22 protein-coding genes and 1 pseudogene are annotated in these 26,682 nt (G+C 66.2%); 9 read left to right on the top strand and 14 right to left on the bottom strand.

All coding sequences use genetic code 11. The features are described from left to right. Positions 1-25 precede the first annotated feature (25 nt). The 12 genes and pseudogenes from ACFWGJ_RS12365 to ACFWGJ_RS12420 form a co-directional block, all read right to left on the bottom strand. A complete protein-coding gene (locus tag ACFWGJ_RS12365) occupies positions 26-1,342 on the bottom strand; it encodes a hypothetical protein (RefSeq protein ID WP_387322981.1) in 1,317 nt (438 codons plus the stop codon). Between the two features lie 149 nt (positions 1,343-1,491). Next, positions 1,492-2,733: a CU044_5270 family protein gene (locus tag ACFWGJ_RS12370; RefSeq protein WP_387322983.1), complete on the bottom strand. Its 1,242-nt coding sequence runs from the start codon at positions 2,731-2,733 to the stop codon at positions 1,492-1,494. Continuing rightward, complete coding sequence (locus ACFWGJ_RS12375; RefSeq protein ID WP_387322985.1) at positions 2,730-3,368, bottom strand: RNA polymerase sigma factor; 639 nt, start codon at positions 3,366-3,368, stop codon at positions 2,730-2,732. The genes ACFWGJ_RS12370 and ACFWGJ_RS12375 overlap by 4 nt, the downstream gene beginning before the upstream one ends. A gap of 113 nt (positions 3,369-3,481) precedes the next feature. Beyond that, positions 3,482-3,907: a carotenoid oxygenase family protein gene (locus tag ACFWGJ_RS12380; RefSeq protein ID WP_387322987.1), complete on the bottom strand. Its 426-nt coding sequence runs from the start codon at positions 3,905-3,907 to the stop codon at positions 3,482-3,484. Between the two features lie 140 nt (positions 3,908-4,047). Beyond that, positions 4,048-4,818 carry a transposase family protein gene (locus ACFWGJ_RS12385; protein WP_387322989.1) on the bottom strand — a complete coding sequence of 257 codons (771 nt, stop codon included), beginning with the start codon at positions 4,816-4,818 and terminating at the stop codon, positions 4,048-4,050. 240 nt (positions 4,819-5,058) lie between these two features. After that, positions 5,059-5,154 (bottom strand): annotated as a pseudogene (locus ACFWGJ_RS12390) (hypothetical protein); the annotation flags it as partial. A 401-nt stretch (positions 5,155-5,555) separates the two neighbouring features. Next, entirely contained in the window at positions 5,556-6,137 is a 582-nt protein-coding gene (locus tag ACFWGJ_RS12395; RefSeq protein WP_387322991.1) for a TetR/AcrR family transcriptional regulator, read from the bottom strand. 75 nt (positions 6,138-6,212) lie between these two features. Next, complete coding sequence (locus ACFWGJ_RS12400) at positions 6,213-7,241, bottom strand: ketopantoate reductase family protein (protein ID WP_387322993.1); 1,029 nt, start codon at positions 7,239-7,241, stop codon at positions 6,213-6,215. Beyond that, positions 7,238-7,894: a CoA transferase subunit B gene (locus ACFWGJ_RS12405; protein WP_387322995.1), complete on the bottom strand. Its 657-nt coding sequence runs from the start codon at positions 7,892-7,894 to the stop codon at positions 7,238-7,240. Before ACFWGJ_RS12405 ends, ACFWGJ_RS12400 begins: the two co-directional genes overlap by 4 nt. Before the next feature lie 2 nt (positions 7,895-7,896). Then, positions 7,897-8,673, bottom strand: coding sequence for a CoA transferase subunit A (locus ACFWGJ_RS12410; RefSeq protein WP_387322997.1), 777 nt, complete (start codon positions 8,671-8,673; stop codon positions 7,897-7,899). Positions 8,674-8,685: 12 nt separating this feature from the next. Beyond that, a complete protein-coding gene (locus ACFWGJ_RS12415; RefSeq protein WP_387322999.1) occupies positions 8,686-9,198 on the bottom strand; it encodes a DoxX family protein in 513 nt (170 codons plus the stop codon). A gap of 86 nt (positions 9,199-9,284) precedes the next feature. Continuing rightward, positions 9,285-9,995, bottom strand: coding sequence for a GntR family transcriptional regulator (locus tag ACFWGJ_RS12420; protein ID WP_387323001.1), 711 nt, complete (start codon positions 9,993-9,995; stop codon positions 9,285-9,287). Positions 9,996-10,140: 145 nt separating this feature from the next. Between ACFWGJ_RS12420 and ACFWGJ_RS12425 the strand changes: the two genes are divergently transcribed. From ACFWGJ_RS12425 to purF, 9 genes are all read left to right on the top strand, one after another. Continuing rightward, positions 10,141-10,989, top strand: coding sequence for a fumarylacetoacetate hydrolase family protein (locus tag ACFWGJ_RS12425; RefSeq protein ID WP_387323003.1), 849 nt, complete (start codon positions 10,141-10,143; stop codon positions 10,987-10,989). Positions 10,990-11,034: 45 nt separating this feature from the next. Further along, positions 11,035-11,958 (top strand): VOC family protein, encoded by a 924-nt coding sequence (locus ACFWGJ_RS12430; RefSeq protein WP_387323005.1) that lies wholly within the window; start codon positions 11,035-11,037, stop codon positions 11,956-11,958. Positions 11,959-12,174: 216 nt separating this feature from the next. Further along, entirely contained in the window at positions 12,175-13,128 is a 954-nt protein-coding gene (locus ACFWGJ_RS12435; protein WP_387323006.1) for a substrate-binding domain-containing protein, read from the top strand. Between the two features lie 18 nt (positions 13,129-13,146). After that, complete coding sequence (locus ACFWGJ_RS12440) at positions 13,147-15,684, top strand: ATP-binding cassette domain-containing protein (RefSeq protein WP_387323008.1); 2,538 nt, start codon at positions 13,147-13,149, stop codon at positions 15,682-15,684. Continuing rightward, positions 15,681-16,745, top strand: a complete 1,065-nt coding sequence (locus tag ACFWGJ_RS12445) for an ABC transporter permease (protein ID WP_387323010.1) — start codon at positions 15,681-15,683, stop codon at positions 16,743-16,745. Before ACFWGJ_RS12440 ends, ACFWGJ_RS12445 begins: the two co-directional genes overlap by 4 nt. Further along, positions 16,742-18,175 carry an amidohydrolase family protein gene (locus tag ACFWGJ_RS12450; RefSeq protein WP_387323012.1) on the top strand — a complete coding sequence of 478 codons (1,434 nt, stop codon included), beginning with the start codon at positions 16,742-16,744 and terminating at the stop codon, positions 18,173-18,175. The genes ACFWGJ_RS12445 and ACFWGJ_RS12450 overlap by 4 nt, the downstream gene beginning before the upstream one ends. A gap of 402 nt (positions 18,176-18,577) precedes the next feature. Further along, positions 18,578-19,015 (top strand): cupin domain-containing protein, encoded by a 438-nt coding sequence (locus ACFWGJ_RS12455; RefSeq protein ID WP_387323014.1) that lies wholly within the window; start codon positions 18,578-18,580, stop codon positions 19,013-19,015. Positions 19,016-19,144: 129 nt separating this feature from the next. Continuing rightward, positions 19,145-20,077 carry a cupin domain-containing protein gene (locus ACFWGJ_RS12460; protein WP_387323016.1) on the top strand — a complete coding sequence of 311 codons (933 nt, stop codon included), beginning with the start codon at positions 19,145-19,147 and terminating at the stop codon, positions 20,075-20,077. A 381-nt stretch (positions 20,078-20,458) separates the two neighbouring features. Next, entirely contained in the window at positions 20,459-21,982 is a 1,524-nt protein-coding gene (gene purF, locus ACFWGJ_RS12465) for an amidophosphoribosyltransferase (protein ID WP_387323039.1), read from the top strand. 745 nt (positions 21,983-22,727) lie between these two features. Here purF and ACFWGJ_RS12470 read toward each other — a convergent pair. Next, a complete protein-coding gene (locus tag ACFWGJ_RS12470; protein WP_387323018.1) occupies positions 22,728-24,971 on the bottom strand; it encodes a SpoIIE family protein phosphatase in 2,244 nt (747 codons plus the stop codon). A 551-nt stretch (positions 24,972-25,522) separates the two neighbouring features. Beyond that, positions 25,523-26,401, bottom strand: coding sequence for an alpha/beta fold hydrolase (locus ACFWGJ_RS12475; protein ID WP_387323020.1), 879 nt, complete (start codon positions 26,399-26,401; stop codon positions 25,523-25,525). Positions 26,402-26,682: the final 281 nt, after the last annotated feature.

The raw sequence follows: 26,682 nt of genomic DNA on the forward strand, positions 1-26,682 counted from the left end.
GTCTCCTCCCGTCAGGACTCCCCCGTCAGCGGGAGCCGCGTGCGGCCAGCAGTCCGCACGCGCCTGTCAGGCTCTCGCATGCGGCGTTGCCCGCTGCCAGTACGGCCCGGGTGCCGGGAATTCCTTCGATGTCGAAGACCGTGCTGCCCTCGCTCGTCGAGGTGAGTTCCCCGGGAAGCTCCTCCTCGGTCCAGATGGTGCCGTTCCAGCGGGAGAACACCGCGTGGGCGCTGCCCTGCGGACGCCAGCCCGCGACCCACACACCGCCCGCACCGTCCGAGCCCGAGGCATTGACCTCGTCGACCCCGGGGGTCGTCAGTTCCCTCCAGCTACGCCCGTCCCAGCGCATGGCGAGCAGCCCGCTGGGCACCTGCGGGTCGTTGGTCTTGCCGAACACGTGGACCGTTCCGCGCCGGGTCGCCACAACGTGGTTGGCCACCCAGCCGGAGCCGTACTCATAAGGGACGGGAATACCGCGCACCGTCCAGTGGCGGCCGTCGAAGTGGTAGAGCAGGGGCGTGGCCACGGCGCCCGTCTCGGTCAGGGCGCTGACCCAAACGTCGTCGGGGCCGGTGCCGGTGATGCTGAACGGCTGTACGGGCCTGCCGTCCGGCGCCTGCGGCAGTTCCGTACGGCTCCACGTGCGCCCGTCCCAGTGCTCCAGCTGCCCCGAGTACGCCTTGTCCGGCTCGGCGGGGTCCGCTGCCGGGTTCCAGTCCAAGGTGGTGAGCCATACGGAGTCGGCGCTCACCGACTTCAGGTCCAAAACGAAGCGGAGCGAGCCCTCGGCGGGTGCCGGACGCGAGACCTGCTTCCAGTGAGCGCCGTCCCAGTGCTGGAGCACGATCGGGTCTGCGGCCTCGGGGAGCGCGGAGCCCTCCTCAAGCCGGTTGGCCAGGGTGGCCGGCAGGCGCTTCAGGAGCGTGTCCGGCAGCCGGGCTCCAAGTGAAGCGGCGGCGCCGATCTCGATGTCGGTGTAGGTCCCCGCCGCCCAGACGTCGTCCGGGCCCGAGGCGGCCACCGTCTCCAACTGCGCGGATCTTCCGCCGGTGCCCGCAGTCGGGACATCACTCCACCGGGCACCGTCCCAGTGCTTGGCCACCGGAGCCGTGGCCCAGGCCTCATCCATCTTTCCGCCGACCGCCCACGCATCGTCAGGGTCCGTCGCGGTGACGTCGTAGAAGTCGGTCGAATCCGCCCCGGACAGCGGCAACGCCAGCTTCCAGGGGGTATCCGCGGGGGCGGCCTGCTGAATGGCTACTGTCCCTGCCTGCGGCTGAGACTGGGCCTGTGCGGCGTACGGCGTGAGCGCGATGGCGCAGGCCGCAAGTGCGGTGGCCATGCCGGTGGCGGGTAGAGCCAACCGTCGCACGGAGTGTCCTACGGGTCGTCGTACTGCTGTGGTCATCTTCTCCTGCGCTCCTACCGGATCCTGTGCTGTCACTGGATCCAGTGCTCCTACTGACTGATGTCCGGCCGGGCCGCTCGCGCTCAACGCCGGGCGTTCTTCGGCACCGTGATCTGGTCTTCGCCCCAGCCCATCCGAATCGTCGCCGAATAGTTCACCGTGGTGCCCGCGTCGAGACCAGCCTCTTCGGCCCTGGCGGACGGTTCGGCCAGCACGCTCTGCTCGGCGAGCATTTCGCCCGTGGAGGGATCCACGACCAGCCGCTGCTCCACACGTCCCAGCGGAGTCGACGCAGTGCCGGGGAAGGTGAAGCCGACACCCTCGCGCCCCAGCGGATCGGTGACGCGTCCCAGTGCGCGGACGCCGGGCAGTTCCGCCATCACCCGGTACGCGGCCGCCCGGACGGCAGGCTTCACCGGCATCGTGATGAGGTTGGCCGCCTGCCGCAGCACATAGGCATTGCGGCCGTCGCCGGCCTCGGCCCCGCTGTCCCGCGCGTACAGCTTCTCCAGCAGTCGACGCAACTCCCCAGTGTCGGCGGGCAGTTCACGCACGTCCTGATAGGTGATGTTCTGCGGGCCGAGGGCGTAGATCTTGTCGTCGGCATCCGTGCGCATGACCATCGGCGGCCGGGTTCCCATGGTGTAACCCAGCGTGGCCAGATTGTCGGCCTTCTTGGCGGCGGCCTCCACCGTGGTGGGTGAGCCGGCGGCCAGCCAGCGTGCCTCGTCCGCCTTGGTGCGAGGTTCGGTCACGCCGTCCAGACCCGAGACCATCAGACTCCGGGTTCCCGGGCGCACTCCCACCGACCACTCGGCGCTCGACGTGGTGCGCACGGCGAAGAGCTGCTCCTCGTCTCCCTTCGCGCTGACGACGTTCACGTCCTGCGAGTGCGTGGTGGTCTGCCAGTACGTGCCTTCGGCGACCGGCGCCTCCGCCTTCTTTGCCACGCTGAGCAGTTCGAGGCGACCGTCCATGCGCACGGCACCGTCGGCGCCCGGCTTCGCGGCGGCGGACGAGGACGGCGGAGCCGCGTCCGCGTGCCCACCCGAAGGATTCCAGTCGAGCGTGGTGACCACCACTGTGGACGCGGCGACCGCGGTCAGCGCCACGACGGCGCCGAGCGGTCGGATGCCGCCCCACAGCGGCCCCCGTACTCGGGAGCGCGCCGCGGGAAGGTCCGTCGCTCCGGCCAGGATGAGTGCCAGATCCTCGCGCTGCCGCGGGGCGTTCGCCAGCCTGCACGGATCCAGTTCGTCGGGCCGGGCATCCGTGAGCGCCTGCAGGGCATCGGGCCGCCCGGACCGTTCGTGGATGTTCTTCATGTGAGTGCTCCTTTGCGGTCAGTGCCGTGGGGGTGGTTCTGCTGCTGCGGTGCCTGTACGGGAGGTGGCGGATCGATCCGCCGCACGGATGCTGTGTTCTGCGCGGACGCCGGTCCCGGCACCCTGTCCGCGTCTGCCACGTACGCCTGGTCCAGGGCCTTCTCCAGGCGGCGGCGGGCCCGGTGCAGCCGGACGGTCAGCGTCGCGGTGGTGCAGCCCAACACCCGTGCGGCCTGCTTGGTGGTCAGCCCGTGCCAGGCGATGAGCGTCAGCAGCTCCCGATCGGCCTCCGACAGACCCGCCAAGGCTTGCAACGCGGCCGCCCGGTCGGTCACGTCCGCCGCGACATCACCGACCTCGGCCCGAGCGCCGCTACCGATGCGCCGTGCCTCCTCGGCGGCGAGCATGTACTGATGGCTGTCCCGGCGACGCATCTCACGCACGAGGTTGCGAGCCACTCCCAGCAGCCAGGGCAGCGCGGGCTGCGGTATGTCCCGCACCCGCCGCCAGGCCACGGTGAACGTCTCGCTGGTGATGTCCTCTCCTACCTGCCGTCCCACCAAGCTGGTGGTGTAGGCGAGGACGCGCGGATAGCACTCCTCATAGATGTCCCGGAAACGTTGGGCATGGGTCACGCGCCGTCCCCTCATATCGGCTCTCTTACCAAGCAATGCGCGCAGAGGAGCACTTCTTACAGGGGGATGCGAAAAGGATGTGATGTGGGCCGCGTCACGCTTTGCAGGTCCGACTACTCAGTGAGTCGGTCGGCAGCGATCCATGATCCGTGAATGCCGCTGGGGCCGCGACGCGGCAGATGCACCTCGGCGACGGAGGTGAGGTCTTGAGCGTCCAGGACGAGGAGCTGGGAAGCGTCGGCCCTGAGGTCGCTGACGATGGTCAGCAGGTAGCCGTCGTCCTCGCGGGTGGCGCCGTCGGCGGGCACGAACACGGCCTCGCCGGCGTGCCGGTGGGGCCCGGGCCGGTGCCCGAGGCGCTTGCCGGTGGCGGTGTCGAGTTTGACGATCGCGAACTCCTCCAGACCCGCCCCAGGGAAGGCGACGGAGTAACTGATGCGGGAAAGCCGCCCGGTGTAAGCCTGGTTGATGGTGGGGAAGTCGGTGGCGACGTCGTCGAGGCTCTCCTCAGTGGCGGTGCTGGTGGCGGAATCGAGCACCCACCTGGTGGCGATGGCACCGGTGACGGGGGCGAGGGGATGGCCCGGTGCACCGATCCACCACTTCCGGGACGTCTCCTAAAGGGTGTTGCATAAGGCCGCGTTTGGGCAGGTCAAGGCCCGTGATGACAGTCTTCTGGTCATGATGCGAGGGCCAGGTTGTGCATGTGGGCGACGGCCTGGACGGCGTGGTGGAGGCCGTCGCCGTGCTGGCGGCAGTCGCGGAGGATCTTGTAGTTCTTCATGCGGCCGATGACATGTTCCACCCGGGCCCGCACAGTGCGGTGGTCCGCGTTGTCGGCCTCCTCGCCTGGCAGCAGCGCGCGTCGGGGACGTTTGCGGTGCGGGGTGACCATGCCGCAGTTGAGATAGGCGCCGTCGGCGAGCACGGTCACGTCCTGGCAGTGTTCGGCCAGTCCGGAGGCCCGCCAGGCATGCGCATCCGCAGTGGTGCCCGGCACCGGACGACCTGCCGCAATGACAAGCCGGGTGTCCGCGTCCACGATCACCTGCACATTCGCCGAGAACCGATAGTTGCGGCTGGACGCTCCGACCTTGCGGTCGCGGACCGGGATCAGTGTGCCGTCCACGATCCACAACCGGTCCGCCGCACCGGCCGGGCGGGCCACGGGCTCCACCGCGAGCAGCGGACCCAACTTCTGGATCACCCGGCACACGGTCGAGGACGAGACGCCGAAGAGCGGCCCGAGCTGTCGCATGGTTAGGTTCGTGCGGTAGTAGACAGACACGATCAGGACCCGCTCAGCCAGCGGCAGAGCCCATGGCCGACCCCGCAGGGTGCCGTTGCCACCCCGCTCCCGCACTGCCTTCAGCAGCCGCCCGAACTGTTGCCACCGCAGCCTCGTGAACGTCTCCACCCACACGCGTTCAGCCCTCAGCACCCCAGCCATACACCGGAGATGCCCAGTTCGCAGCCTTATGCAACACCCTTTAGGACGCCCGGTCGTAGGCGGGGCCATCGAGTACGCCCCTGCCGTCAGGGGTGTCGTAGGCGTTGGTGACGTGCAGGGCGGCCCGCGGATCGACAGGGATCCAGGTGACGTGCGGGGCCCGGTCACCTGCTCCGAGACGGTCCAATAGCTGAAGAAGTGCACGTCACCCGTGGACGGTTCTTCCTTGGGTTGTGCGGTCATCGCGGAGGTGAGTTTGCCGCGGAACTCGTAGGCACCCACGGTGTCCGCCTCGGGGGTGACCTCGTAGGGAAGGTTGGTTTCCTGCAGGGCCAGGAGATGGCCGCGTGCTCAATGATGTGGGTGCCGGCGACGCTCGCGGTCAGGTGCATGAACCCGGAGACGCCAGGAACACGGCCCGGCGGCACAGCACGTCGGCGAGCCGGCTGCCCGGCAACAGCAGCCCGCCAAAGGCCACGAGATAGCCGTCGCCCCCGGCAGGACAGCTGGACGCCGCTCAGACTCGGACCGTCCTGGATCGTGGGCACGGCGACGTTGGTGATCAACGAGTCCAGGACCACCATGAGCTGCGCGGTGGCCAGCGCGGCGAACGCTGTCAACCCCTCGGCGGTGCGCGGCGGCGGGTAGTGGGTGGCACTCCCCGGACAGTGTGTGATTGGCCAGTCATGCTTCACTCCGCGAAGAAAGGGCCCGCGAACGGGCCTGGAAGATGCGGATCATCGATGTGCCCACCGACAGCCCGCGCGGTCAGCGCTCGGGCGGCGTGTGCACCAACCCTCGGTCAGGTACGCCGCCCACGGCTCCCGTGAGGACTCGATGCCGAGCGCGACCACCATGTGGGGCAGTTGACCGCGAGCGAAGAACATCTGGATCTGCGACTGCGGCGCCTTGGAGCGATCGGCCACATACTCGGCGAGCCGCGCCTGTTTGGTGCGCAGCGTCTCCCGGATGGCCGGGTCGTCGCTCGCCGCCGGCGCGGACACCTGGAGCATGAGGAGCCTCCGGTCGGCAATCAGCGCTGTGTACGCGTCGGCCATCGCGGAGAGAACCTCCTCCGAGCCGGCGGCGGGCAACACCGCCACGCTGTCGCTCAGCGCCTGAAGGATGCGGTCGAAGCACACGTGCGCGGTCGCGTTGAACAGATGGACCTTGGCGGGGAAGAGCCGGAAGAGGTGGGCCGAAGGGATCCCGGCGGCGGTGGCGACAGCAGACACCAGGGTCCCCCGGTAGCGAGACTCGGCGAAGCCTCCGAGCCCTGCTTCCAGTACGGCGACCCTGCGTGCCTCTGCGGACAGCAAGCCACGTTATCTGTGTGTGACTGAACAGTCACACCTGGGCCCTCGTCACGCGGACCGCCGCTCAGCCCCTTCCCCTCAGCGGCCGTGCCCCGGCGCAAGCAGCAGGGCCGCGGCCTCGGGCCCCGGTGCGATCTCGCGTTCCTCGATCCGGCGCGCGGCCTCGACTACGCGCTCGTTGACCGGCGCCCGTCCGCCCAGCCGGGCTCGCTCGGCGGCGACGTGTCCGTTGATCTGATGGACCTCGCTGCGCCGGCCCTTGATCCAGTCCTGCAGCACGGTGGTCTGCTGGCCGGGGGTGACGAACCTGTCGTGGACGATGTCGAAGAGCACGGTCGCGACCTTCTCTGCGTCGGCGACGTCCTGGGCGGTGAGCCCGAGCACGGGGCGGATCGTGCGGCCGAGCGCGAGTCCGGTGCGTACGGCTTCGTTGCCCGCCTCGATCATGACATCCCGCATCCCGGGGATCTCGGCAGCTTCGTGCACGGTCAGATCGAGTACGGCGGAGGTGACCAGCTCCGTGCAGTTGGCGACGAGCTTCATCCACTTCGAGGAGAGAATGTCGTCGGACACTTCCACAGTGCCGGAGCTGCGCAGCAGCCGTGCCACGTCGGAGGCCTTGTCCTGAGCCACCGTGGTGAGTCCTCCGACAGCGAACCACGACTGTGAGCGCGGGGTGTCGCGGCGCACCAGCCCCGGCTCGAACATGGTCGACGCGATCTCGATGACGGCACCGAGCGAGCGGTCGGCGCCCATCACGTCGACGATCGTGTCCAGGGTCATGCCGTTCTGGATGCCGACCACGACCCCGTCCTCCGCGACAAGGGGCTTGATCAGCTCGCATGCCCAACGGGTGTCGTAGGCCTTGACCAGTACGAGGACGACGTCGAACCGTTCGCGCAGGGTGGCCACGTCGCACAGGTTGAAGGCGCGTACCTCCGTGAACTCGTCGGCGTCGGGCATCTGGACCCGGATGCCGCGCCTGCGCATCGCGGCGACATGCTCAGGCCACTGTTCGACGAAGGTCACGTCCAGCCCGCCCCGGGTCAGGTCGGCACCGATCGAGCCGCCGTTGGCCCCGGTGCCGAGCACCGCGATTCTGGTCACTTCTTCTCCTGCGCGGTCAGGGCTGCCACGCGGACCGGGGCTCCGGTGGCCGCCTGGAGTGCGCGGGGGTCGACGCCGGGTGCAGTCTCGACAAGGACGAACCCGTCCGGGGTGACGTCGAGGACGCCGAGGTCGGTGATCACGCGGTCGACCACGGCTCGGCCGGTCAGCGGCAGGGTGCACTCCGGGAGGAGCTTGGCCGCTCCTGCCTTGGTGACGTGCTCCATGAGGACGACGATGCGGCGCGCGCCGTGGACGAGGTCCATCGCTCCGCCCATGCCCTTGATCATGGCGCCGGGGACGGTCCAGTTGGCAAGGTCTCCCGTGGCGGACACCTGCATGGCGCCGAGCACGGCCACGTCGATCCGTCCGCCGCGGATCATCGCGAAGCTGTCCGCGGAGTCGAACGTACTGGCCCCGGTCAGCAGGGTGACGGTCTCCTTGCCGGCATTGACCAGGTCCGGGTCGACCTGATCCGGCGCCGGGTAGGGGCCCAGGCCCAGGATGCCGTTCTCCGACTGCAGCACGACCTCCACCGAGGGCGGGATGTGGTTGGGCACGAGCGTGGGCAGCCCGATGCCGAGGTTGACGTAACCGCCGTCCGGCAGTTCCAGGGCGGCGCGGGCCGCCATCTCGTTCCTGCTCCAGGACACGGTTACCTGCTCTCCTCGGACCTGGCGGTCACGGTCCGCTTCTCGATGCGTTTGTCCAGCGCGTCGTCGGGGGCGAGCGTGACGACCCGGTCGACGTGGATGCCGGGCAGATGGATCGCGTCGGGATCCATCTGCCCGGGCTCGACGAGTTCCTCCACTTCGGCGATCGTCAGCCGGGCGGCACGGGCACACAGCGGGTTGAAGTTGCGGGCGCTGCGACGGAAGACGAGGTTGCCGTGGCGGTCACCTCGCCATGCCCTGACCAGGGCGACGTCGACGGAAAGCGCCCGTTCGAGAACGAACTCGCGATCGTCGAACGCAGCGACGGGCTTGGCGGGCGAGGCCACGGCGACTCCGCCGACGCCGTCGTAGCGCCACGGCAGACCGCCTTCGGCGACCTGGGTACCCACACCGGTGCGGGTGTAGAAAGCGGCGATACCCGCTCCGCCGGCGCGCAGCCGCTCGGCGAGTGTGCCCTGCGGGGTCAGTTCGACCTCCAGCTCTCCCGCGAGGTACTGGCGGGCGAACTCCTTGTTCTCGCCCACGTAGGAAGCGACGATGCGGCGGATCCGGCCTGCCGAGAGCAGTAGTCCGAGCCCCCAGTCGTCGACGCCGCAGTTGTTGCTCACGATCTCCAGGTCCCGGGCCTCGGGCCGGTCGACCAGAGCCTTGATCAGGGTTGCGGGTATGCCGACGAGCCCGAAGCCACCGACCGCGACGCGGGAGCCCGCCGGGACGTCGGCCACGGCCTGCGCGGCCGTGGAGCAGCGCTTGTCCATGCTGGTGATTCCTTAGCTCGGGGAGGGAAGGTCCACATGGCGCAGCCGGTGGGCCCGTGCGGCGACCGGCAGACCGGCGAGCAGGCCGAGGCCGAGTGCGGACGCGCCCCAGGCCACGCCGGAGAAGCGGGTGAGGCCGAGCGCGTCGTCGAGGGAGTAGGCCCCGGGTCCGGTGAAGCCGAGGACCGCTGCGGCGATCGCGTACAGCAGGGGTACTTCCGATCCGCCGCGCACGGCCCACAGGCCGTTGTTCGCGAGGGCCAGTGCGGCCACCGTCATCGTGCCGACGACGGCGGCGGACGCGAGCGGGGTGCCCAGTCCGAGGACGAGCAGGGTCGCGCCGGCCGCTTCGGACAGCCCGGCCACCACGGCCATCGCCGTGCCCGGCCGGTGCCCCCAGGACGCGAAGAGCGCTCCGGTGCGGGCAGGACCGGCCCCGCCGAAGGCACCGGTGAGTTTCTGCAGGGCGTGGCCGGCCAGCAGGGCGCCGATGAACAGGCGCAGGAGGAGGAGACCGACGTCCATGTGGGTTCGTCCTTCGCGGGTCGGGAATGATCAGGGCTGCTTCGTGGCGGCCCCCGGGATGCTGCCGGGAGCACGGACACACGGCGTCATCGGTTCGTGCGTCGCTCGCCCGCCACGAGGGGCTCGTCCGTGGCGACGCTGATCAGCAGCTGGGCCGTGTGCGCGATGTGGTCGCGCAGCAGGTGGGCGGCCAGATCGGCGTTCCTGCCGACCGTGGCGTCCAGCAGTGCGCGGTGTTCGCCGGGCAGGTCCCGGTCCGGCTCCTGGCCGAAGGAGACGGACCACTGCCGGTACAGCTCGGCCTCGTCGCGCAGGGAACGCGCCACGTCCAGGAGCCGGCGATTCGTGCATCCGTCGATCAGCGCCATGTGGAACGCGGCATGCGCGACCTCCCACTCGTAGGTGGGGTGGTCGGGGTCCTCGTCGCTCAGGAAGGGGGCCCGCTCCAGCACGTGGTGGGCGGCGATCGCGCGTGATTCCCAGTGCACGTCGCCCTCCAGGACGGACATCCGCAGAACGAGGGACTCGATCTCGACCCGGGCACGGGTCAGGTCCGCCAGATCCTCGTGGGACAGCGGCGTGACCATGTAGCCCAGATGAGGCTGGCTCTTGACCAGTCCCTCGGAGGCGAGCCGCGTCAACGCCTCGCGGGCGGCTCCGACACTGACGCCGTAGTTCTCGCTCAGCTCCGGGAACTTAAGGCGCGCACCGGGCACCAACCGGCCGCCCAGGATGTCGCCGCGCAGTTTGCGGTGCATCTCGTCGGTCCGCGTCCTGGACGCTTTCTCTTTGGCCATGCCCACACTGTACACAGAGAAACGAATACCTCAATAACTTTCGAAAGTTTATTGACGTTTCGACACCACCGGCGTAGACATGTTTCACCGACAGCGAAGCCGGCGCGGCCGAATATTCGGCCGGCCCCGTCAAAGGAGCAGATGCGTGCGATTCGCCACCCTCTCCGGTCGGCTCCACCAGGTGATTGCTCCTGGCCGAGTCCTTGACCTCAACGCCGCGAGCGACGGGAAGCTGCCCGCAGATCCCCAGCTGGCCTACGAGCGATGGGACGAGGTCCTGGCCTTCGCGGCCGGAGCCCGTCCCGATGGAGCTCACGAAGCTTCCGAGGAGACCTACGGCAATCCGGCTCCCCAACCGCGGCAGGTCTTCGCGATCGGTCTGAACTACGCCGATCACGCCGCCGAGTCGGACTTCGCGGTGCCTGAGCACCCCCCGGTGTTCACCAAGTTCGTGTCCTCCCTGGCCGGCCCCTTCGGCGAGATCGTCATGCCTGAGGGCCATGTGGACTGGGAGGTGGAACTGGTCGTCGTGATCGGTCGACATGCCCACCGCGTGAGCGCAGAGGAAGCCTGGTCGTACGTCGCCGGAGTGTCGGTCGGCCAGGACATCTCCGAGCGTGTTCTGCAGAGCGCGGGCCCGGCCCCTCAGTTCAGTCTGGGCAAGTCGTACCCGGGATTCGGTCCGATCGGCCCGGTGCTGGTGACCCCGGACGAACTCCCCGACCGCGACAACCTGGAACTGGGCTGCTTGATCAACGGAGAGCAGGTACAGAAGGGTCATACGCGCGACATGGTGTTCCCGGTACCGGAACTCATCGCCCGGCTGTCCGCGGTCACTCCGCTGTTGCCCGGTGATGTTCTCTTCACCGGCACTCCCTCCGGCGTCGGCCTCGGCCGGACCCCGCAGCGCTGGCTGCAGGCGGGCGACGAGCTCGTGAGCTACGTCCGCGGCGTCGGCGAGATGCGTCACCGACTGGTGGCCCCCACGGCCTGACCGGCCCGAACCACTCGCAGCCGTACGGCGGAAAGGACGGCAACGATGCCGCTCCACCGACTGACCTCGATCACCGTCGGAGTGCCGAACGTCGACGAGACGATCGCCTACTACACCGACTTCGGGCTCCGGCCGCACCCCGACGGCTGGCTGTCCAGCTCCGACGGCGGCCGACAACTACGCCTGGTGCACGCACCAGTACGACGACTGGTCGAACTGGGCATCGGCGCCGCGCACCCCGACGACATCGGCGCCGCGGCACACCGCCTGCGCAACGCCGGGGCACTCCTGGAACAGGACGGCACGGGTTTGACGACCGTCGAGCCCGTCACCGGCACCCGGGTCACGGTGCGCGTCGCCGAACCGATCCTGCAACAGCCGGGCCCGGCCACCCCGTACAACGGGCCCGGCCGGATCGACCGCGGTACCGGCCGCGCCCCCGGCGTCCTGCGTGAACACACCGTGCGCCCGCGCAAGCTCGGCCACGTCGTGCTCGGCTCGACCGACTTCGAGACGACGATCCGGTTCTTCACGGACCTGATCGGGTTCAAGGTCAGCGATCGGATCAAGGGCCACGGGGCGTTCCTGCGCTGCTCGACCGACCATCACAACGTGCTGGTCCTCAACGCGCCCGTCACCTTCCTGCACCACAGCTCCTGGCAGGTCGACGACGTCGACGAAGTGGGCCGCGGCGCCACCGCCATGCTGGAGAACCATCCCGAACGGCATGTCTGGGGACTCGGCCGTCATCACGCCGGATCGAACTTCTTCTGGTACCTCAAGGACCCGGCCGGCAATTTCTCCGAGTACTACTCCGACATGGACTGCATCCTCGACGACCAGATCTGGTCGCCCGAGACTCTTGAGGGCGCTCGCGGGCTGTTCAACTGGGGGCCGCCTCCGCCGCCCTCCTTCCTCGCCCCTGAGGACCTCGCCGAGATCATGACCGGTTCACACCAGCCCGGCTGACAGCGCGTACCTCGAGCAAAGCCCCCTGCCGGCCACCGTGAAAGGCGACGACCAATGATGACCGTCCCCGCCCCCCGTCTTCGAAGAGCGCAGGTCCTACTCACCCTGCTCTCGATCAGCGCGGCGTTGTCCGCGTGTTCCCCTACCGCCGCAGGCGGACGTGACACGGCCGCCTCGACCGCTGGGGGCAAAGTTTCGGTCCAGCAGCAAGGCTCCATGGACAACGTGCTGTCCGACCCGTCGTCGGTCTGCGGCACAAAGCCAATGATCATCGGTATCGCCGACGGCCTGGGACAGAACTCGTGGTCCACGCTCTCCTACGAGCTGGTCGAGGAACAAGCCCGGAAGTGTCCGAACACCACGAAGGTCATCCGCACAGCTGCCAACGGCGATCCAAGCAAGGCTGTCTCGGACATCAACACGCTCGTGGCCCAGGGTGCCAACGTCATCACCGTGGTTCCCGACGCAGGCCCGGTCGGGTCCGCGATGCGCAAGGCCATGGAGTCAGGGGTCGCGGTGGTGACCTGGGGGGCGCCTGCCGTCGGAGCCCAGGTGGGCCGAGACATGATCGACAACATTCAAATTGATCGGGCCAATGACGGGCTGCTCTACGGCGAATTCCTGGTCGAAGCGCTGGACGGCAAAGGCAACGTTCTACTGATCGGTGGCCCTGCAGGGAACCCGCTCACACCGCTCACGGTGAAAGGCGTGAAGGAAGCCTTCACGGACCACCCCGGCATGAAGATCTTGAACAAGTCGCCGGCCATCACGAACTGGGACCCCGCCAGCACCCAGCAAGCCGTCGCCACCCTTCTGACCCGGTTCCCGAAGATCGACGGAATCGTCACAGAGTCGGTTCAGAACGTGCCAGGCATCATCCAAGCGTTCTCCGACGCAGACCGAGAACTTGTACCGATCACCGTCGAGGATGGGCCGCGGTCCGCAACGGACCTCAGGCTGACCGGCGGTTGCCTGTACCTCACGCACAAGCCGTCGAATCCGAAACTCGAACTCGCGGCAACCAGCAGCGGAAACTTCGTCGGCCAGATCGCTCTGCGCAAGGCTATTGCCTCCTATCAGGGAACGACGAACTCGGAGCCGTCCATCCTCAAGGTCGACTACCTTGAGAACTCACTGAAGGGCGGCAAACTGACTCCGAAATGTGGCTGAGCTTTCTGAGCCCTCGCCATGACCTCCACATTCGAAACCCAAGAAGGCCATATGTCGTCCACCGCCCTCGAACGACCATCGGTCAAGTCGGCAACCGCGCTACACGTCGAAACAGTCACTAAGCAATATCCGGGCGTAATCGCTCTGGATGCGGTGTCGTTTGCCGCCTACCCCGGTGAAATCCACGCGCTGGTCGGGGAGAACGGCGCGGGCAAGTCGACACTCATCGGTGTCGCGGCCGGCTCCGTACAACTGGACGCGGGAGAAGTCCGCATTGATGGCGAACCTCTCACCACCGCGGATCCCGTACTTGCCCAGAGGTTGGGTGTGGCCGTGGTCTATCAGCACCCGGCCGTTCTTCCCGACCTCACGGTCATGGAGAATCTGGTGCTCGGAGCGCCTCCTGGTGACCGCCCACGAGGGCCGCAGATACGCTTCTGGGCCCGTGAGCGCCTCGCGCGGGTCGGTGCCGACATCTCGCCCGACGCTCGCATCGACCAGCTCAGTCCGGCCGGCCGGCATCTCGTCGAGCTGGCCCGTGCCGTCGCATCGAACCCGAAGGTTCTGATCCTGGACGAGCCGACCGAGCCTTTTTCGGCCAGCGAGATCGAGACCCTGTTCGCACTGATCGAGGAACTACGGGACAACGGCTGCTGTGTCGTCTACATCTCACACAGACTGCCCGACGTACGCCGAATATCGCAGCGGATCACGGTTCTGCGGGACGGCCGCATCCAGGGCACCTTCGATACCTCCGAGGTGTCCGAAGAAAAGTTGATCGAGCTGGTCGTAGGAAGACCTCTCGACGCTCAATTCCCCCCGAAACGCAGGGCTGGAGCGACGGGACAAACGCTGACAGTCCAGCTCGACGACGCCATCGTCACCAACGTGGAGTTCGAGGTATTGCCGGGGGAGATCTTCGGCCTCGCCGGGATCGAGGGCAACGGGCAACGGCACGTCGTGCGGGCTGTCGCAGGAATCGATCGCAGCGACGGAACCGTCAAGCGGGACGGGGCAGCGCTGCGCATCGGCAGCAGCAGTGCAGCTGGCCGGTCGGGGATCGCGCACATTCCAGCGGATCGCCACACCGAAGGGCTCTTCGGCCCCCTCTCCATCCGCGAGAACGCCTCCGTGCTGACCCTGCGGAAGGTATCCCGCTGGGGGTTGCTGAACAGACGAGCCGAGCGTGACCACATTCGCGAGATCACCCGTGACTTCCAGGTCAAGGCGCCGAGCATGGAAACTCCCGTACAGGTTCTCTCGGGAGGCAACCAGCAGAAAGTGCTGGTGTCGCGAGCCATGTCAGCCGATCCGAAGGTGCTGCTCGCAGACGAGCCCACCGCTGGAGTGGACATCGGAACCCGCGCACAGATCTACACGGCATTGCGCAGGGCCGCGGACGCCGGCACCAATGTCATCGTGACCTCGAGCGACGCGGCCGAGCTGGCCGAGCTCTGCGACCGGGTAGCGGTGTTCTCCTCCGGTCGCTTGGTCAGCACACTTGCCGGTGACAACCTCACCGAGGAGAGCATCGTCGGCACGGCTCTCGCCGCGTCACCGCACCGCGGCGAGCACCAAGAGCTCGCCCGATATGGTCACCTTCGCCGTTTCCTGTCCGGCGACTATCTCCCCAGCGCCCTGCTGCTGGTCATCGGCATGCTCCTGGTGCTCGGGACCAGCGCCTCCAGTGAGTTCTTCCTCAGCGAGCGCAACCTCAGCCCGCTTCTCGCCCAGGTCGCGGTTCTCTCTCTCGTCGCGGTCGGCCAAGCTGCAGTCCTGATGGTGCGGGGAGTTGACTTGTCGGTCGGTCCCCTGATGGGCCTCGTTACGGTGGTGTCGAGCTATCTCATACCGGCCCAGGCGTCCGTCACCGAGATCGCACTCGGTCTCCTCGCCGTCGCCGCCGTGGGAGTCACCGTGGGACTGGTCAACGGCGTCCTGATCCGCTACGCCGGGATCACTCCGATCGTCGCCACCCTGATCACCTACATCGGTATCCAGGGCATCTCGCTGGTCTGGCGTCCTTCAGCGGGAGGAACCTTCAGCGAAAGCATCAGCGGAGCCCTCAGCCTGGGCGTTGGTTTCGTACCTGGGACCTTCCTGGCCGTCGCCCTCCTCGCGCTCGGCGCCGAGTACGCGTTGCGCCGCACGCGGTGGGGCATGAAGTTGCGAGCCGTGGGATCCGACGAGACGGCCAGCCTGCGACTGGCCGGACGGGCCACGGCGACGCAGCTGGGTGCCTACGTGCTCTGCTCGCTTGCCGCCGCAGCGGCGGGTGTCCTGCTGTCGGCGCAGAACGCAGTAGGCGACGCCAACTCCGGCACCACCTTCACTCTGACCAGCATCACGGCTGTCGTGCTGGGCGGGGCGAGCCTCCTCGGAGGACGTGGCAGCTTCCTCGGGGCCATCGTCGGAGCCGCTCTGCTCATCCTGGTCATGAACGCCACGACCTTCTTCGGACTGTCCGTGGCCTGGCAGATCGCGGCTCCCGGCCTGCTCGTACTTGCCTCCGCAGCGCTGTACTCGAGGGCCCGGCTCGGTAAGGAGAACGCATGATGCAGCATGTCGACCCCGACGGGACGCGAACACCACCGCGTGTCACCGACTCCCTCCGGCTCAGCAAGCTGGCAGGCCGTCCCGGCCTGACCATCGTCGCCGCGACAGTCGTCCTGTTCGCCGTCATCAGCCCAGCTGTCGCACCTACCAGCCTGCATTCAGGGTCCTTGCCGCCGCTGATCGTCTTCAGTTCAATACTCGTGCTCGTTTCACTCGGGCAGATGCTCGTCATCCAGCAGCGTGGCTTCGATCTGTCGGTCGCCGGAGCGGTTTCTCTGGCTGCCGTCGCCGCCGCGCACTTCGGTGCCGGTTCAACTGATCGGCTCACCATGGCCATAGTGCAGACCCTCGGGCTCCTACTGGCGGCGGGTATCGTCAATGGGCTGGCCGTCGCCTTCTTGAAAATTCCGCCCTTGATCGCCACCCTAGGTATGAACGCACTGCTGCTCGCCGTGACCCAGGCCGTGACCGGCGGTGTCTCAACCGTCGACGTCCCGCCGCAACTGGCCGACTTTGCCAAGAGCCGGTTGCTCGACGTCCCTGCACCCGGCTGGATCACTCTCCTCCTGTGCCTGCTCGTCGCGATCATGATGAAGAAGACACTCTTCGGGCGACGGTTCGAGCTGTCCGGCACCAATCCGCGCGCAGCCGAGTTCGCCGGTCTACGACCGGTGACCTATACCATCTCCGCGTACGCCATTGCGGGGCTTCTGTATGCGACCGGCGGACTTCTGCTCGCAGGCTATGTCCGCACGCCGGGCATCGATAGCGGAACGAGCTATCTCTTCGCCTCAGTGGCGGCAGTCGTGCTGGGAGGAGCCGCTCTGGCCGGCGGAAAGGCCAGCACGGCGGCCACCGTCACCGCGGCGGTCTTCCTGACCCAGCTCACCACCGTGATCACCGCCAGCGGGGCGCCGCCGGCAACGCAATACATGGTCCAGGCTGCAATCATCTGCGCGGGTGTGGGTATTCCCGCTGTGAGGAAGATCGTGCAGAGGAACCGCCGGACCGTTGAACGGCCCATCAGGGTCCGTCGATCAGAGATGGGTGACACTCCATGACGCCAATCCTCTCCCGCGACGCCGCGGGCGACGCACTCTCGCGCGACCAGCACGCCTTGGCAGCGCATGACAACACCCGCCCCGTCCTGCTGGAAGGCGCGGTCGTCTTGTCCATGGACCCTTCGATCGGTGACCTCGAACGCGGTGATGTCCTCATCCGGGACGGTCACATCGCGGCCGTCGGGACCGGGTTGTCGAACGATCCCCGGGCGCATGATGCGATCGTGCTCGACTGCTCGCGGCTCATCCTGCTACCGGGCTTCCAGGACACCCACCGGCACGCATGGCAGAACCAGCTACGGCGTTTCCTGCCTGACGTCGACCAGGACGGTTACCTCACTCGTATGCACGCGAGGTTGGCCCACCACTACCAGCCCGAAGACATGTACGCCGGCAACATGGTGTCCGCACTCGGAGCTCTCGATGCTGGGATCACCACCATGCTTGACTTCTCCCACAACGCTCGCACCGCAGAGCACAGCGACGCTGCGATCGACGCACTCGCCGACACCGGCATCCGGGCTGTGCACGCGTCCGCAGCCCCCTTCAACGGGATGTGGGACAAACAGTGGCCCGACGACCTCGTGCGCTTGGCTGATCGACTTCCCACCTCTGGGCTGATCACCCTGAGAATGGGACTGTTGCCCAAGGTGAAGCCGATCATTCCGGACATCCTGGCGATGTCGGAGGGCAACGTCCGCCTGGCCCGCGAGATGGGCATCGCCGTGAGCGTCGACGGAGTGTTCGGTGCCCACGCGGCGCGCGAGATCTGCTCGCTCCACACCGCCGGTCTCCTCGGACCGGACATTGCGCTCATCCATTGCACCGATCTCAACGATGACGCCTGGCGTGCGATCGTCGACAGTGGCGCCCAAGTCTCGCTGTGCCCCACCTCCGACGCGCAGGTGGGCATCGAAAGCGGCGTTTCTCCGATCCAGACCTGTCTCGACCTGGGGCTGTCTGCCTCGCTGAGTGTTGACGTCGAGGTGTGTCTCGCGCCCGACATGTTCTCGCAGATGCGAGCCCTGCTGACGATCCAGCGCATGAACGTGTTCACCCGACGGACCGCGGGTGATCCTGAGGCTCCTGCGCTGCTCACGGATCGTCAAGTGCTCGAGTTCGCGACGATCGGCGGGGCCCGAGCCAACGGCCTGGAAGCCTCGACGGGGTCCCTGACCCCCGGCAAGGCGGCCGACATCATCGGGATACGGACCGACGACGTCAACGTTTTTCCTCTCAACAACGCTGTCGGAACCGTCGTGCAGGGCGCCGACAGCCGCAACATCGAATGTGTCTTCGTAGCGGGCCGACCGGTCAAATGGCAACGCGAAGTCGTCAGCTACGACCTCGGACGCGCCCGGCGCATCGCCGAAGAGTCCCGCGACCGCCTCTTCCGCGCCGCCGGGATCACTCCTGACGTACTCGCTTAGCAGTTCGCCTCGCAGAAGGACGAACGTATGCGATCACGTATCGCTGTTCTCAGCGCCGGCGCGAACGCCGCTTCCATCAACGGGGACCTGATACGAGCACACGACAGAGCCGCAGATTGGGAGGGAACGTCCCCGCGGCAAGGTAGCCCGCTTGCGGGTATCCTCGCCGCCGCGAGGATCGAGGCGCCCGCACCTACAGACCCGATCTTGCCACCGTTCACTCACTCCGGTAAGTGACCCGCCATGGTTGTCCTTGAGCCAGCCGAGCCTGTCATGACTATCGACGAGGCCCTTTAAGCCTCTTGTGTCGCATGGTTCGGCCAAGCGCATCACCACGGTCTCGTGGCCGGTGTCACCGCCTGAATCCGAACTCTTCAACGACCAACCCGCATGGAGAAACACATGCCCAACCGTCCCGAATCCGACTACGTCGTGCAGGAACACCCTCAGAAGACCTCGTTGACCGCAACCGATGTCGACTCAGCTAACGGCGCCGACACCGGCTGGGTCCAGATGACCGTCAGGTTCCTCGCAACGAAGGACCATCTGGGCAGCACACACAGCGTCTTCGGCCACAGCGTGATGCCGCCCGGTTCTCGACACGAGACCCATCGCCACCCGCACGCGGAGGAAACAATTTTCATGTTGCAGGGTCAGGGGGTCTACCGCATCGGCGACGACTGGGTGGCGATGAAAGCCGGAGATGTCGCACTCGTCCCGCCAGACGTGCCTCATGGCTTCTGGAATACGCACGACACTGAAGATGTCGTCATGGTGTGGACATACAGCGGGGCCAACAGTCTGGACGACGCCGGCTACGTTCATGTGCCGGACGCCTGACCTGGTACGGCGGTCGACAAATCCGAATCTTGTCCCAAGCCGCCGTAACGGGGCCTCCTGACGAAAACGCCACAGTTTTCTAGCCGTCACCAGAGCTGAATCTGTGCACTCGAGAGAGCTAGGGTAGAGATGCACCACAAGGCGAAAATAAATTCCGCATTGAACGCCACGCTCCATGAGTACGCCGACCATAGCCGGGGATTCACCTCACAAATCCTCGTGGACGGCTCAGCAGGGGCAGTCCACATGCGCGTGCTCTGCAACCATCTCGCGGCAGGTGGCGCGATCGATCCCCATATTCACTCATACGAAGAGAGCTTCTTCGTTCTTGAGGGCAACCCGATCCTTATCCTAGACGGTCGCGCCATTCAGCTCGCACCCGGTTCCACCGGCGTCATTCCCCTTGGCCGTGAGCACTCATGGCGGACCGTGGATGAGGCACGATGGTTCGAGACGGACTCGCCGCTCCCCCGCGCCTCGCAGACAACAGCGGACACCTACTTTCTGGGCAAACGGCCCGATGCCGCTGAGACCGGGCATCTCGACGTCCGCGATCCACGCAATAGGAACTTCTTCCAGTGGACGCCCGATCAGAACGACACCGAGAAGCTACAGAAGGGTGTCCGAGCCGATGCGAACGAAGCGTCGGCAAGCATGTCGACCGCCGTGTACGCCTACACAGGGATCGCCGTAAAGGTGCTCGTGAATGAGCGTCTTGACGCAGAGACCCATACCCTGCTGTTGGTCGAATTCCATGACAGCGCTGTACTTCAGCCCCATGACCATCCATTCGAGGAGCTTTACTTCGTACTCGAAGGCGAGACCACCATCCACGTTGACGAGGCGGAGTACGTTCTTGGCCCCGGTGATGTGGTGTGGACCGGCGTGGGGACGATACACAAATTCGAGAATAGTTCAGGTGCGAGAGTTCGTTTCCTTGAGCCACAAGCACCGCAGCCACCCCGCCAGCACGCCTACCGTTTCGCCCGCGATTGGGACTACCTCGAGTCCTGTATTCGCGGCGAGCCCCATCACGAGGTGGACACGGGAAGTATCCACTGAATCTCATGAGCCACTACTCGCAAGGCGCTACTGGCGCTGATGGAGCAGGCTTGGGCTGAGGTTGCCAGCGGCTGGCAGTTCTACCTACCACCCCCTTCGGCCCCAGGCCGACAGCAAGGCCGACAGCAAGACCCGTCGGCCGACTAGTCGTCGAGCTCTAACCCCTGGCTCGACGTGGTGCGGAGCGCGGGTAACCCCCGCGCCCGCACTGCCTCCCGGCGGAGAACTGTCGATCCGAGATGCTGGCGAGTTCCTCTCCGCGAGGGACACCAAGACACCCTAGACACCGCAGCTGACACCGAAACACACATCTTGCCGGCGCGACCAGCACGGGTCCATCGGCCCGCCGCAGCACCTGAAAGGAACACAATCCGTATGGGCGTGCCACGCGGTGACGGACTGCTCAACCACGACCTTTTGGGTGAGGAGAAGAGCCCCAAAGACGCCTGTGGTGTCTTCGGCGTCTGGGCCCCTGGCAAGGAGGTGGCCAAGCTCACCTACTACGGGCTGTATGCGCTGCAGCACCGCGGCCAGGAATCAGCAGGCATAGCGGTGAGCAACGGCTCGCAGATTCTGGTTGTCAAGGACATGGGGCTGGTGTCGCAGGTCTTCGATGAAATTGCCCTCGGCGCGCTCCGCGGTCACGTCGCCATCGGACATGTCCGGTACTCCACGACAGGCGCATCCGTCTGGGAAAACGCCCAGCCCGTCTTCCAGCCAAGTGCTTACGGTTCCCTAGCTCTGTGCCACAACGGCAACCTCATCAACACCACGGAACTCGCCGAAAAGGTCCGCGAGCGGACCATCCCACAGGTGGGCACCACCTCCCAGATCGCCTCCACCAATGACACCGCTCTCCTGACCGCCCTGCTCGCCGCCGAGACTCACCTGCACGAACCGGAAGACGCAGTGGAGCAGGCGGCTCGTGTTGTGATGCCCCAAGCCAAGGGCTCCTTCACCTTCGTCTTCATGGATGAGACCACCCTCTACGCAGCTCGTGATGCGCATGGGATACGCCCGCTGGTTCTTGGCCGCCTCGATCGCGGCTGGGTCGTTGCGAGTGAGACCTCCGCTCTTGACATCTGCGGGGCTACGTACATCCGGGACATCGAGCCCGGAGAAATGGTCGCCATTGACGAGCACGGTCTGCGTTCCACCCGCTTCGCACGGGCGCAACCGAAGGGCTGCGTCTTCGAGTACGTCTACCTAGCCCGCCCGGACACCAGCATTGCCGGCCGCAACGTCCACCTGTCCCGCGTGGAGATGGGCCGCAGGCTCGCGGTCGAAGCGCCCGCTGTGGCCGACCTCGTCATCGCGACTCCGGAATCCGGCACGCCTGCCGCCATCGGCTACGCCGAGGCGAGCGGCATTCCCTACGGCTCTGGGCTAGTGAAGAACGCCTACGTGGGACGGACGTTTATTCAGCCTTCAGACACCCTCCGCCAGCTGGGAATTCGTTTGAAACTCAACCCTCTGAAGGAAGTGGTCCGCGGCAAGCGCTTGGTCGTCGTCGACGACTCCATCGTACGAGGCAACACTCAGCGTGCACTGGTACGCATGTTGCGTGACGCCGGAGCCGCAGAGGTGCACATCCGTATTTCCTCCCCACCGATCAAGTGGCCCTGCTTCTTCGGGATCGACTTCGCATCCCGCGAAGAACTCATCGCCAACGCGCTGACAGTCGACGAGATCGGCAGGTCACTGGGGGCTGACTCTTTGGCGTACATCTCTATCGACGGCATGACCGAGGCGACAAAGATTGCGGAGACAGACCTGTGCCGTGCGTGCTTCGACGGCGCCTACCCGATGGACCTGCCCGAGTCCGCCCCACGTACAACGCTCAGCTTTTGTGGATCGGTTCCGGGAGGGCACGCGGAGGTCGTGTCTTCCCGGATGGTCCCGTGACGGTCACCGAGCAGGCCCTCGTTCGCAGCGCGGATCGGGAAAGCAGGCCCGTGCTCAGAGAAGTCATCGACGACGCCTGCACTCAGTCCGGCTCCCTGATCGACCAGATCGTGCGCGAGGGCGCGCGCCGAGGCGCCGGAAGCGGAAGTCAACCATTACATAGCTGAGTTGGCAGCCGAGGCCGACGGGGGTGGGCGATAAACGGTGGTGGGTTGCCCACAAAGGGCACCAGCAACCCCGGCCGGTTGCCACCGCGGCCGGTCCGGCTCAGGCCAGGGGCGCCGGGGGTCACCGACCGCCGGGTCGGCGCTCCTGACCGTCCTGCGAGCGCGCGAGCTGGATGCCAGGAAAGCAGACACCAATCCTCTCAGACGTCATCGATCTCAACCTCACCAAGATCAGACGTCTGAGCACTGGCCTCACCAACCGCCGACCAGTACCCCTCAAGCACATTCTGCACTGGTTGACCTGGCGCCGACAGTGACCACACCAGGCCCGCGCAAACCGTCGGCACACAGCCCTTGAACCGGCCATCAGCCACGACAAGCACCATGGCAGTATTGCCCCTGAGGAACGCGGCGACTACTTCGCCGCCAGTGGCCTGGTCCGCAAGGCCGTTACCCACATCCGGTGAGTTGCAAAGGATCTCCGCATGCCTTCCCCGCGCCTTCGGGCACCCTGCTCTGGCGCCGACGTTACCGGTGTCAGCTGGTGAGGAGGGGCTTATCAGCGGTCACATCCCGCCTCATTCCGCAGAAATGCCGAGTTCGAACCAGGTTGTCTTTCCACGGCCAGCCGGGGAGCTGCCCCAGGCGGAGGCCACTGCGTCGACGATGAGTAGCCCTCGTCCAGATTCCGCTTCCTCGTTGCCCGGTTGGTCGGTACCTACGAACGTGACGGGGACAGGCGGGTGCGGATCGCTGTCACGTACCTCTACTCGGAGCCGGTCGGGGTATTCGCGAAGCCGCACATCCACCTCGCTGTGCGCGTGGATCAGAGCATTGGTCACCACCTCCGACGCGAGGAGCTCAAGCTCGTCGAGGAGGGTACTGAGCTCCCACTCGCGCAGCAGGTCGCGCAGGAGATGACGCATGTGTCCCACGCCCTGCAGGTCATGTCGTTGCACTGAGATGCGGGCCACCCGCCGGTGAGCGGCCTGCCGGACCCCTTCGTAGCGAAGGAGTAGCAGCGCGGCATCATCCTCCCGAAACGCCTCGGGCCCGGAGTCGCCGATGATCCGGTCGGCCACGACCTCCAGGTTGCACTCGCGGACTTCGGACAACTGGCGGCGCAAACGCTCCGCGGCTCTGTCAGGCCCGGCCTGCCGAACATCGAGCAGGCCGTCGGTGTAGAGCGCACAGATGCCGCCCGGCGGCAGCTCGATCTCCGTTTGAGCGTAAAGCGTGCCCGGTTCAATCCCCAGTGGCAGCCCCACAGACAGCTTCGGTAGCGCGATCAGGCCGCCCGGCCCGGTGATGGCAGGTGGATGGTGGCCGGCACTAGCGAGGAGGGCGGTTCCCCTGGCCAAATCCAGCCACAAGCAACAACACGTGGCGAACCGGTCTGTATCCAACTCAATCATCAGGTGATTGCTGCGACTCAATACGGTGGCAGGGTCGTGTCCCTCAGCTGCGTAGGATCGCACCGCGGTACGGATCTGGCCCATGGTCCCCGCTGCTTCGAGGCTGTGCCCCTCGACGTCTCCGATCACGAATCCGACGGCCCTGCCGGGCAGCACAACCACGTCGTACCAGTCACCCCCGACGTCCGCGCCTGTGGTCGCCGGTAGATAGCGGGCTGTGATCTCGACCTCGGCGAGGTGCGGCAGGTGGCGTGGCAGGAGTGCCTGTTGCAGCCCTTTGGACAGAGTGTGCTCGACCTCGTACGCGCGGGCCCGTTCGAGTGACTGGCCCACCTGCCCCATCATGATCATGAGAAGGGCACGTTCCCCGAAGCTCAGACGGCGAGGCCGGTCGAAGCATAGAGAGCAGCATCCCACGGCCCGCCCATTGGTGATCAGCGGCAGAAAGGCCCAGGTCTCCCCCGCTTCATCCCGCTCAAGGCCGGGATAGGCAGCTTGCAGCTCCTGTGCCGTCTCGAAGAACATCGGCTCGACCTTCGTGACGGTGTCGGTCTCTGGCGTGCTCCAGGACAACGAGAGCCCGTTCACGCCGCGTACTGCTTCTTCGGAGAAGCCAGCGGACCCAACGGTGCGCAGCTTCTCGTTCTCGGTCAGACAGAGCATCATCGCCCGCCCGCCGAAGGGATAGGCAACCTGCGCCCACGCTGCAGCGACCACATCCCGCAGACGGGCAGCGCCGGTCAGTTCAGAGGCGAGCTCGAGGAGCTGGTACAGGAACGTGCTGCCCGCCGTTGCGGAGCCTGATGTGTGCTCATTCCAAGTCAGCTCGTCGGCCTGCACCGCTACAGGCTCAGAGCCCGCGTCATACGCCGGCACGAAAACCGGTACGCGAGGAGCCTCTGTCGAGGCACCCTGTTCGCCGAGCACCTCCAGGGCGCGCGCCAGGTCGTCCGCAGCCGCGGTCACGTGGCGCAGTTCCTCCGCGCTGATTGAGCGAGGCGGGATCCAGCGCAGCGTTACGGCACCGAAGCGGTGATCTGACGTCCGCAACGGCACCGAAACAGCGGTCATGGGAAACGGCGCATGCAAGACCATTGCCGGTTCCGCACGGAGTAGCTTCTGGATATCCGCATCGCCAAGCACGACGAGCTCGTCAGTGCGGTATGCGCGCGCCGAGGAATGCCAAACATCATCCACGGACATGCCCGCAAATACGGTGAAACCGAGAGGGCTGTCGATCGACACGGCGGCGGCCAGGTTCCGCCCGTCTCGGGTCAGCAGGTAAATGGTGCTCGTACTGACCTGAAGACGCGTTTGCAGCCAACGAAGCGTCGCTGCCATGATCTTGTCTCGACGTGCCTGCAGCGCTTCGAGTTGCACAGCCGACCGGGAGAGATTCCAGCCCATGGCGTCCGCCTTCCGGGTTACATCCAGGCTGGCTGCCGCGGTATGGCGCGACAGGCAGCCAGACCCTTGCACTGCCTCTCTGTATGTCCCCCATTCTGGGTCTGCTCATGGCCCAACGCATGACGGAGCCAGTCCGGCTGGCTGACGCGGTCTGAGCAAGCGACTCGTGGCCCCACTCGCCAAGGAGAATTTCACGGAGCCGTCGGCCTTGGTTTCCGTTTCTCACCTCCAGTCCGGGCGTGTCAGCGCGGGCTGGATCCGCGTCACCGGGCGGCCCTAGTGACGCGGAGCGGTCCTGAGGAGTGCGCATGCGTCGCGCCGGCTCGGGTCAGGGCGAAGTCGGCGCGGAGTGCTTCGCCCGAACAGTTGCGGTGCAGGCAGGCCCAAGTTCGAAAATTGCCTGAGGTATCCATGCGGTTGCGGCATTAACCGATCCTCGGGCACGAGCCGTCCCGCAGGCCCGTGGCATAACCAACCGGCGGCGTTCAAACTCTCCTAAAGCGAGCACCGCCGAGATGTACGCCATGCTGTTGGGCCACGCAGCGTCCTGCTTACAAGCGCGCCGCGGCGATCACGCTGTCTTGCCCTCCCTTACCCAGATCCGGGTTGGCCATGTCGTGCAACAAAAAGTAGCGGAGGGCATCGACTACGAAGGGGGCGTTTTCCTCTGCGACCCAGTGACCGCAGTCGGGGATCACGCCGCCATGCACATTCCGCGCCAACTGGCTCATCGCTTCTCGCGTAAGGGGTCCGAAGCACGTGTCGCCGCCGTATGCGAGAACCGGCATTTCGAGCGGAGTGGCAGACATCTGTGTTACCTGCTCCGCATGCACCCAGAAGTTCTGGTAAATCGCCAGGATGGCGCGCAGTGCGCCAACCTGCTGGTACAGGTCGACGTAGTGATCGAGTGCCTCCCTATCAACGGCGTCCGGCACGTGGGCAAAGTGCGTGAAGAACCAATGCATGTACTCACGCAGATGGGGCCGAATCAGTAGTTCCGGCATGTCGGGCACAGAGTTGAAGCCCATGTGCCAAAGGAAGTCCCCATGGGGTTGCGGCGTCATGGCGCGCTCCATGACCCCCGTCCCTGGCATCGCCATCTCAAAGATCGCAAGGCGATCGACCATCTCAGGATGCTGCGCCGCAAGGCTGTAAGCCGCAAGGGCGCCCCAGTCGTGTCCAATTACCGCAGCGCAACGCGAGATACCCAGCTCGCGCAGCATCCGATACAGGTCTGCACCCAGTGTCCTGGCGTCGTACCCGCCCTCGGGTTTAGACGAGTTTGCCAGCCCACGGATCGAGGGCAGGATGATCCGGTTACTCTCAGCCAGAGCAGGGGCCACGTGCCGCCATGCCCACGAACTGTCCCAGCCACCATGAACGATTACGACAGGTTCACCTTCTCCGCCGCTGACATGGTGAATACGCACATCACCCAGGTTTGTAGAAGCACTTCGGAACCCTGGCAAGGTTGGCATTTCACTCCTATTAAATCCAGCGGACTTAGGGCTTCAATAAATCGACGCCACGGGATGTTGCTTTATTCTATTTTCCACTGGGTGACGCATCAGGAGTGGCAGCGCCCCATCCCGATCACGTCGGCGATCCCGTAGGGGTAAACACCCGAGCAAAGGATCGGCTCTCGAGGATCCAAGAGGAAACCTTGCGGACTTCCTCGATATTTCGACGGGTAGCTTTCAGGAATATGCAT

Origin of the sequence: Streptomyces sp. NPDC060205 (genome assembly GCF_042728395.1) — a bacterium.
GTDB lineage: Bacteria > Actinomycetota > Actinomycetes > Streptomycetales > Streptomycetaceae > Streptomyces.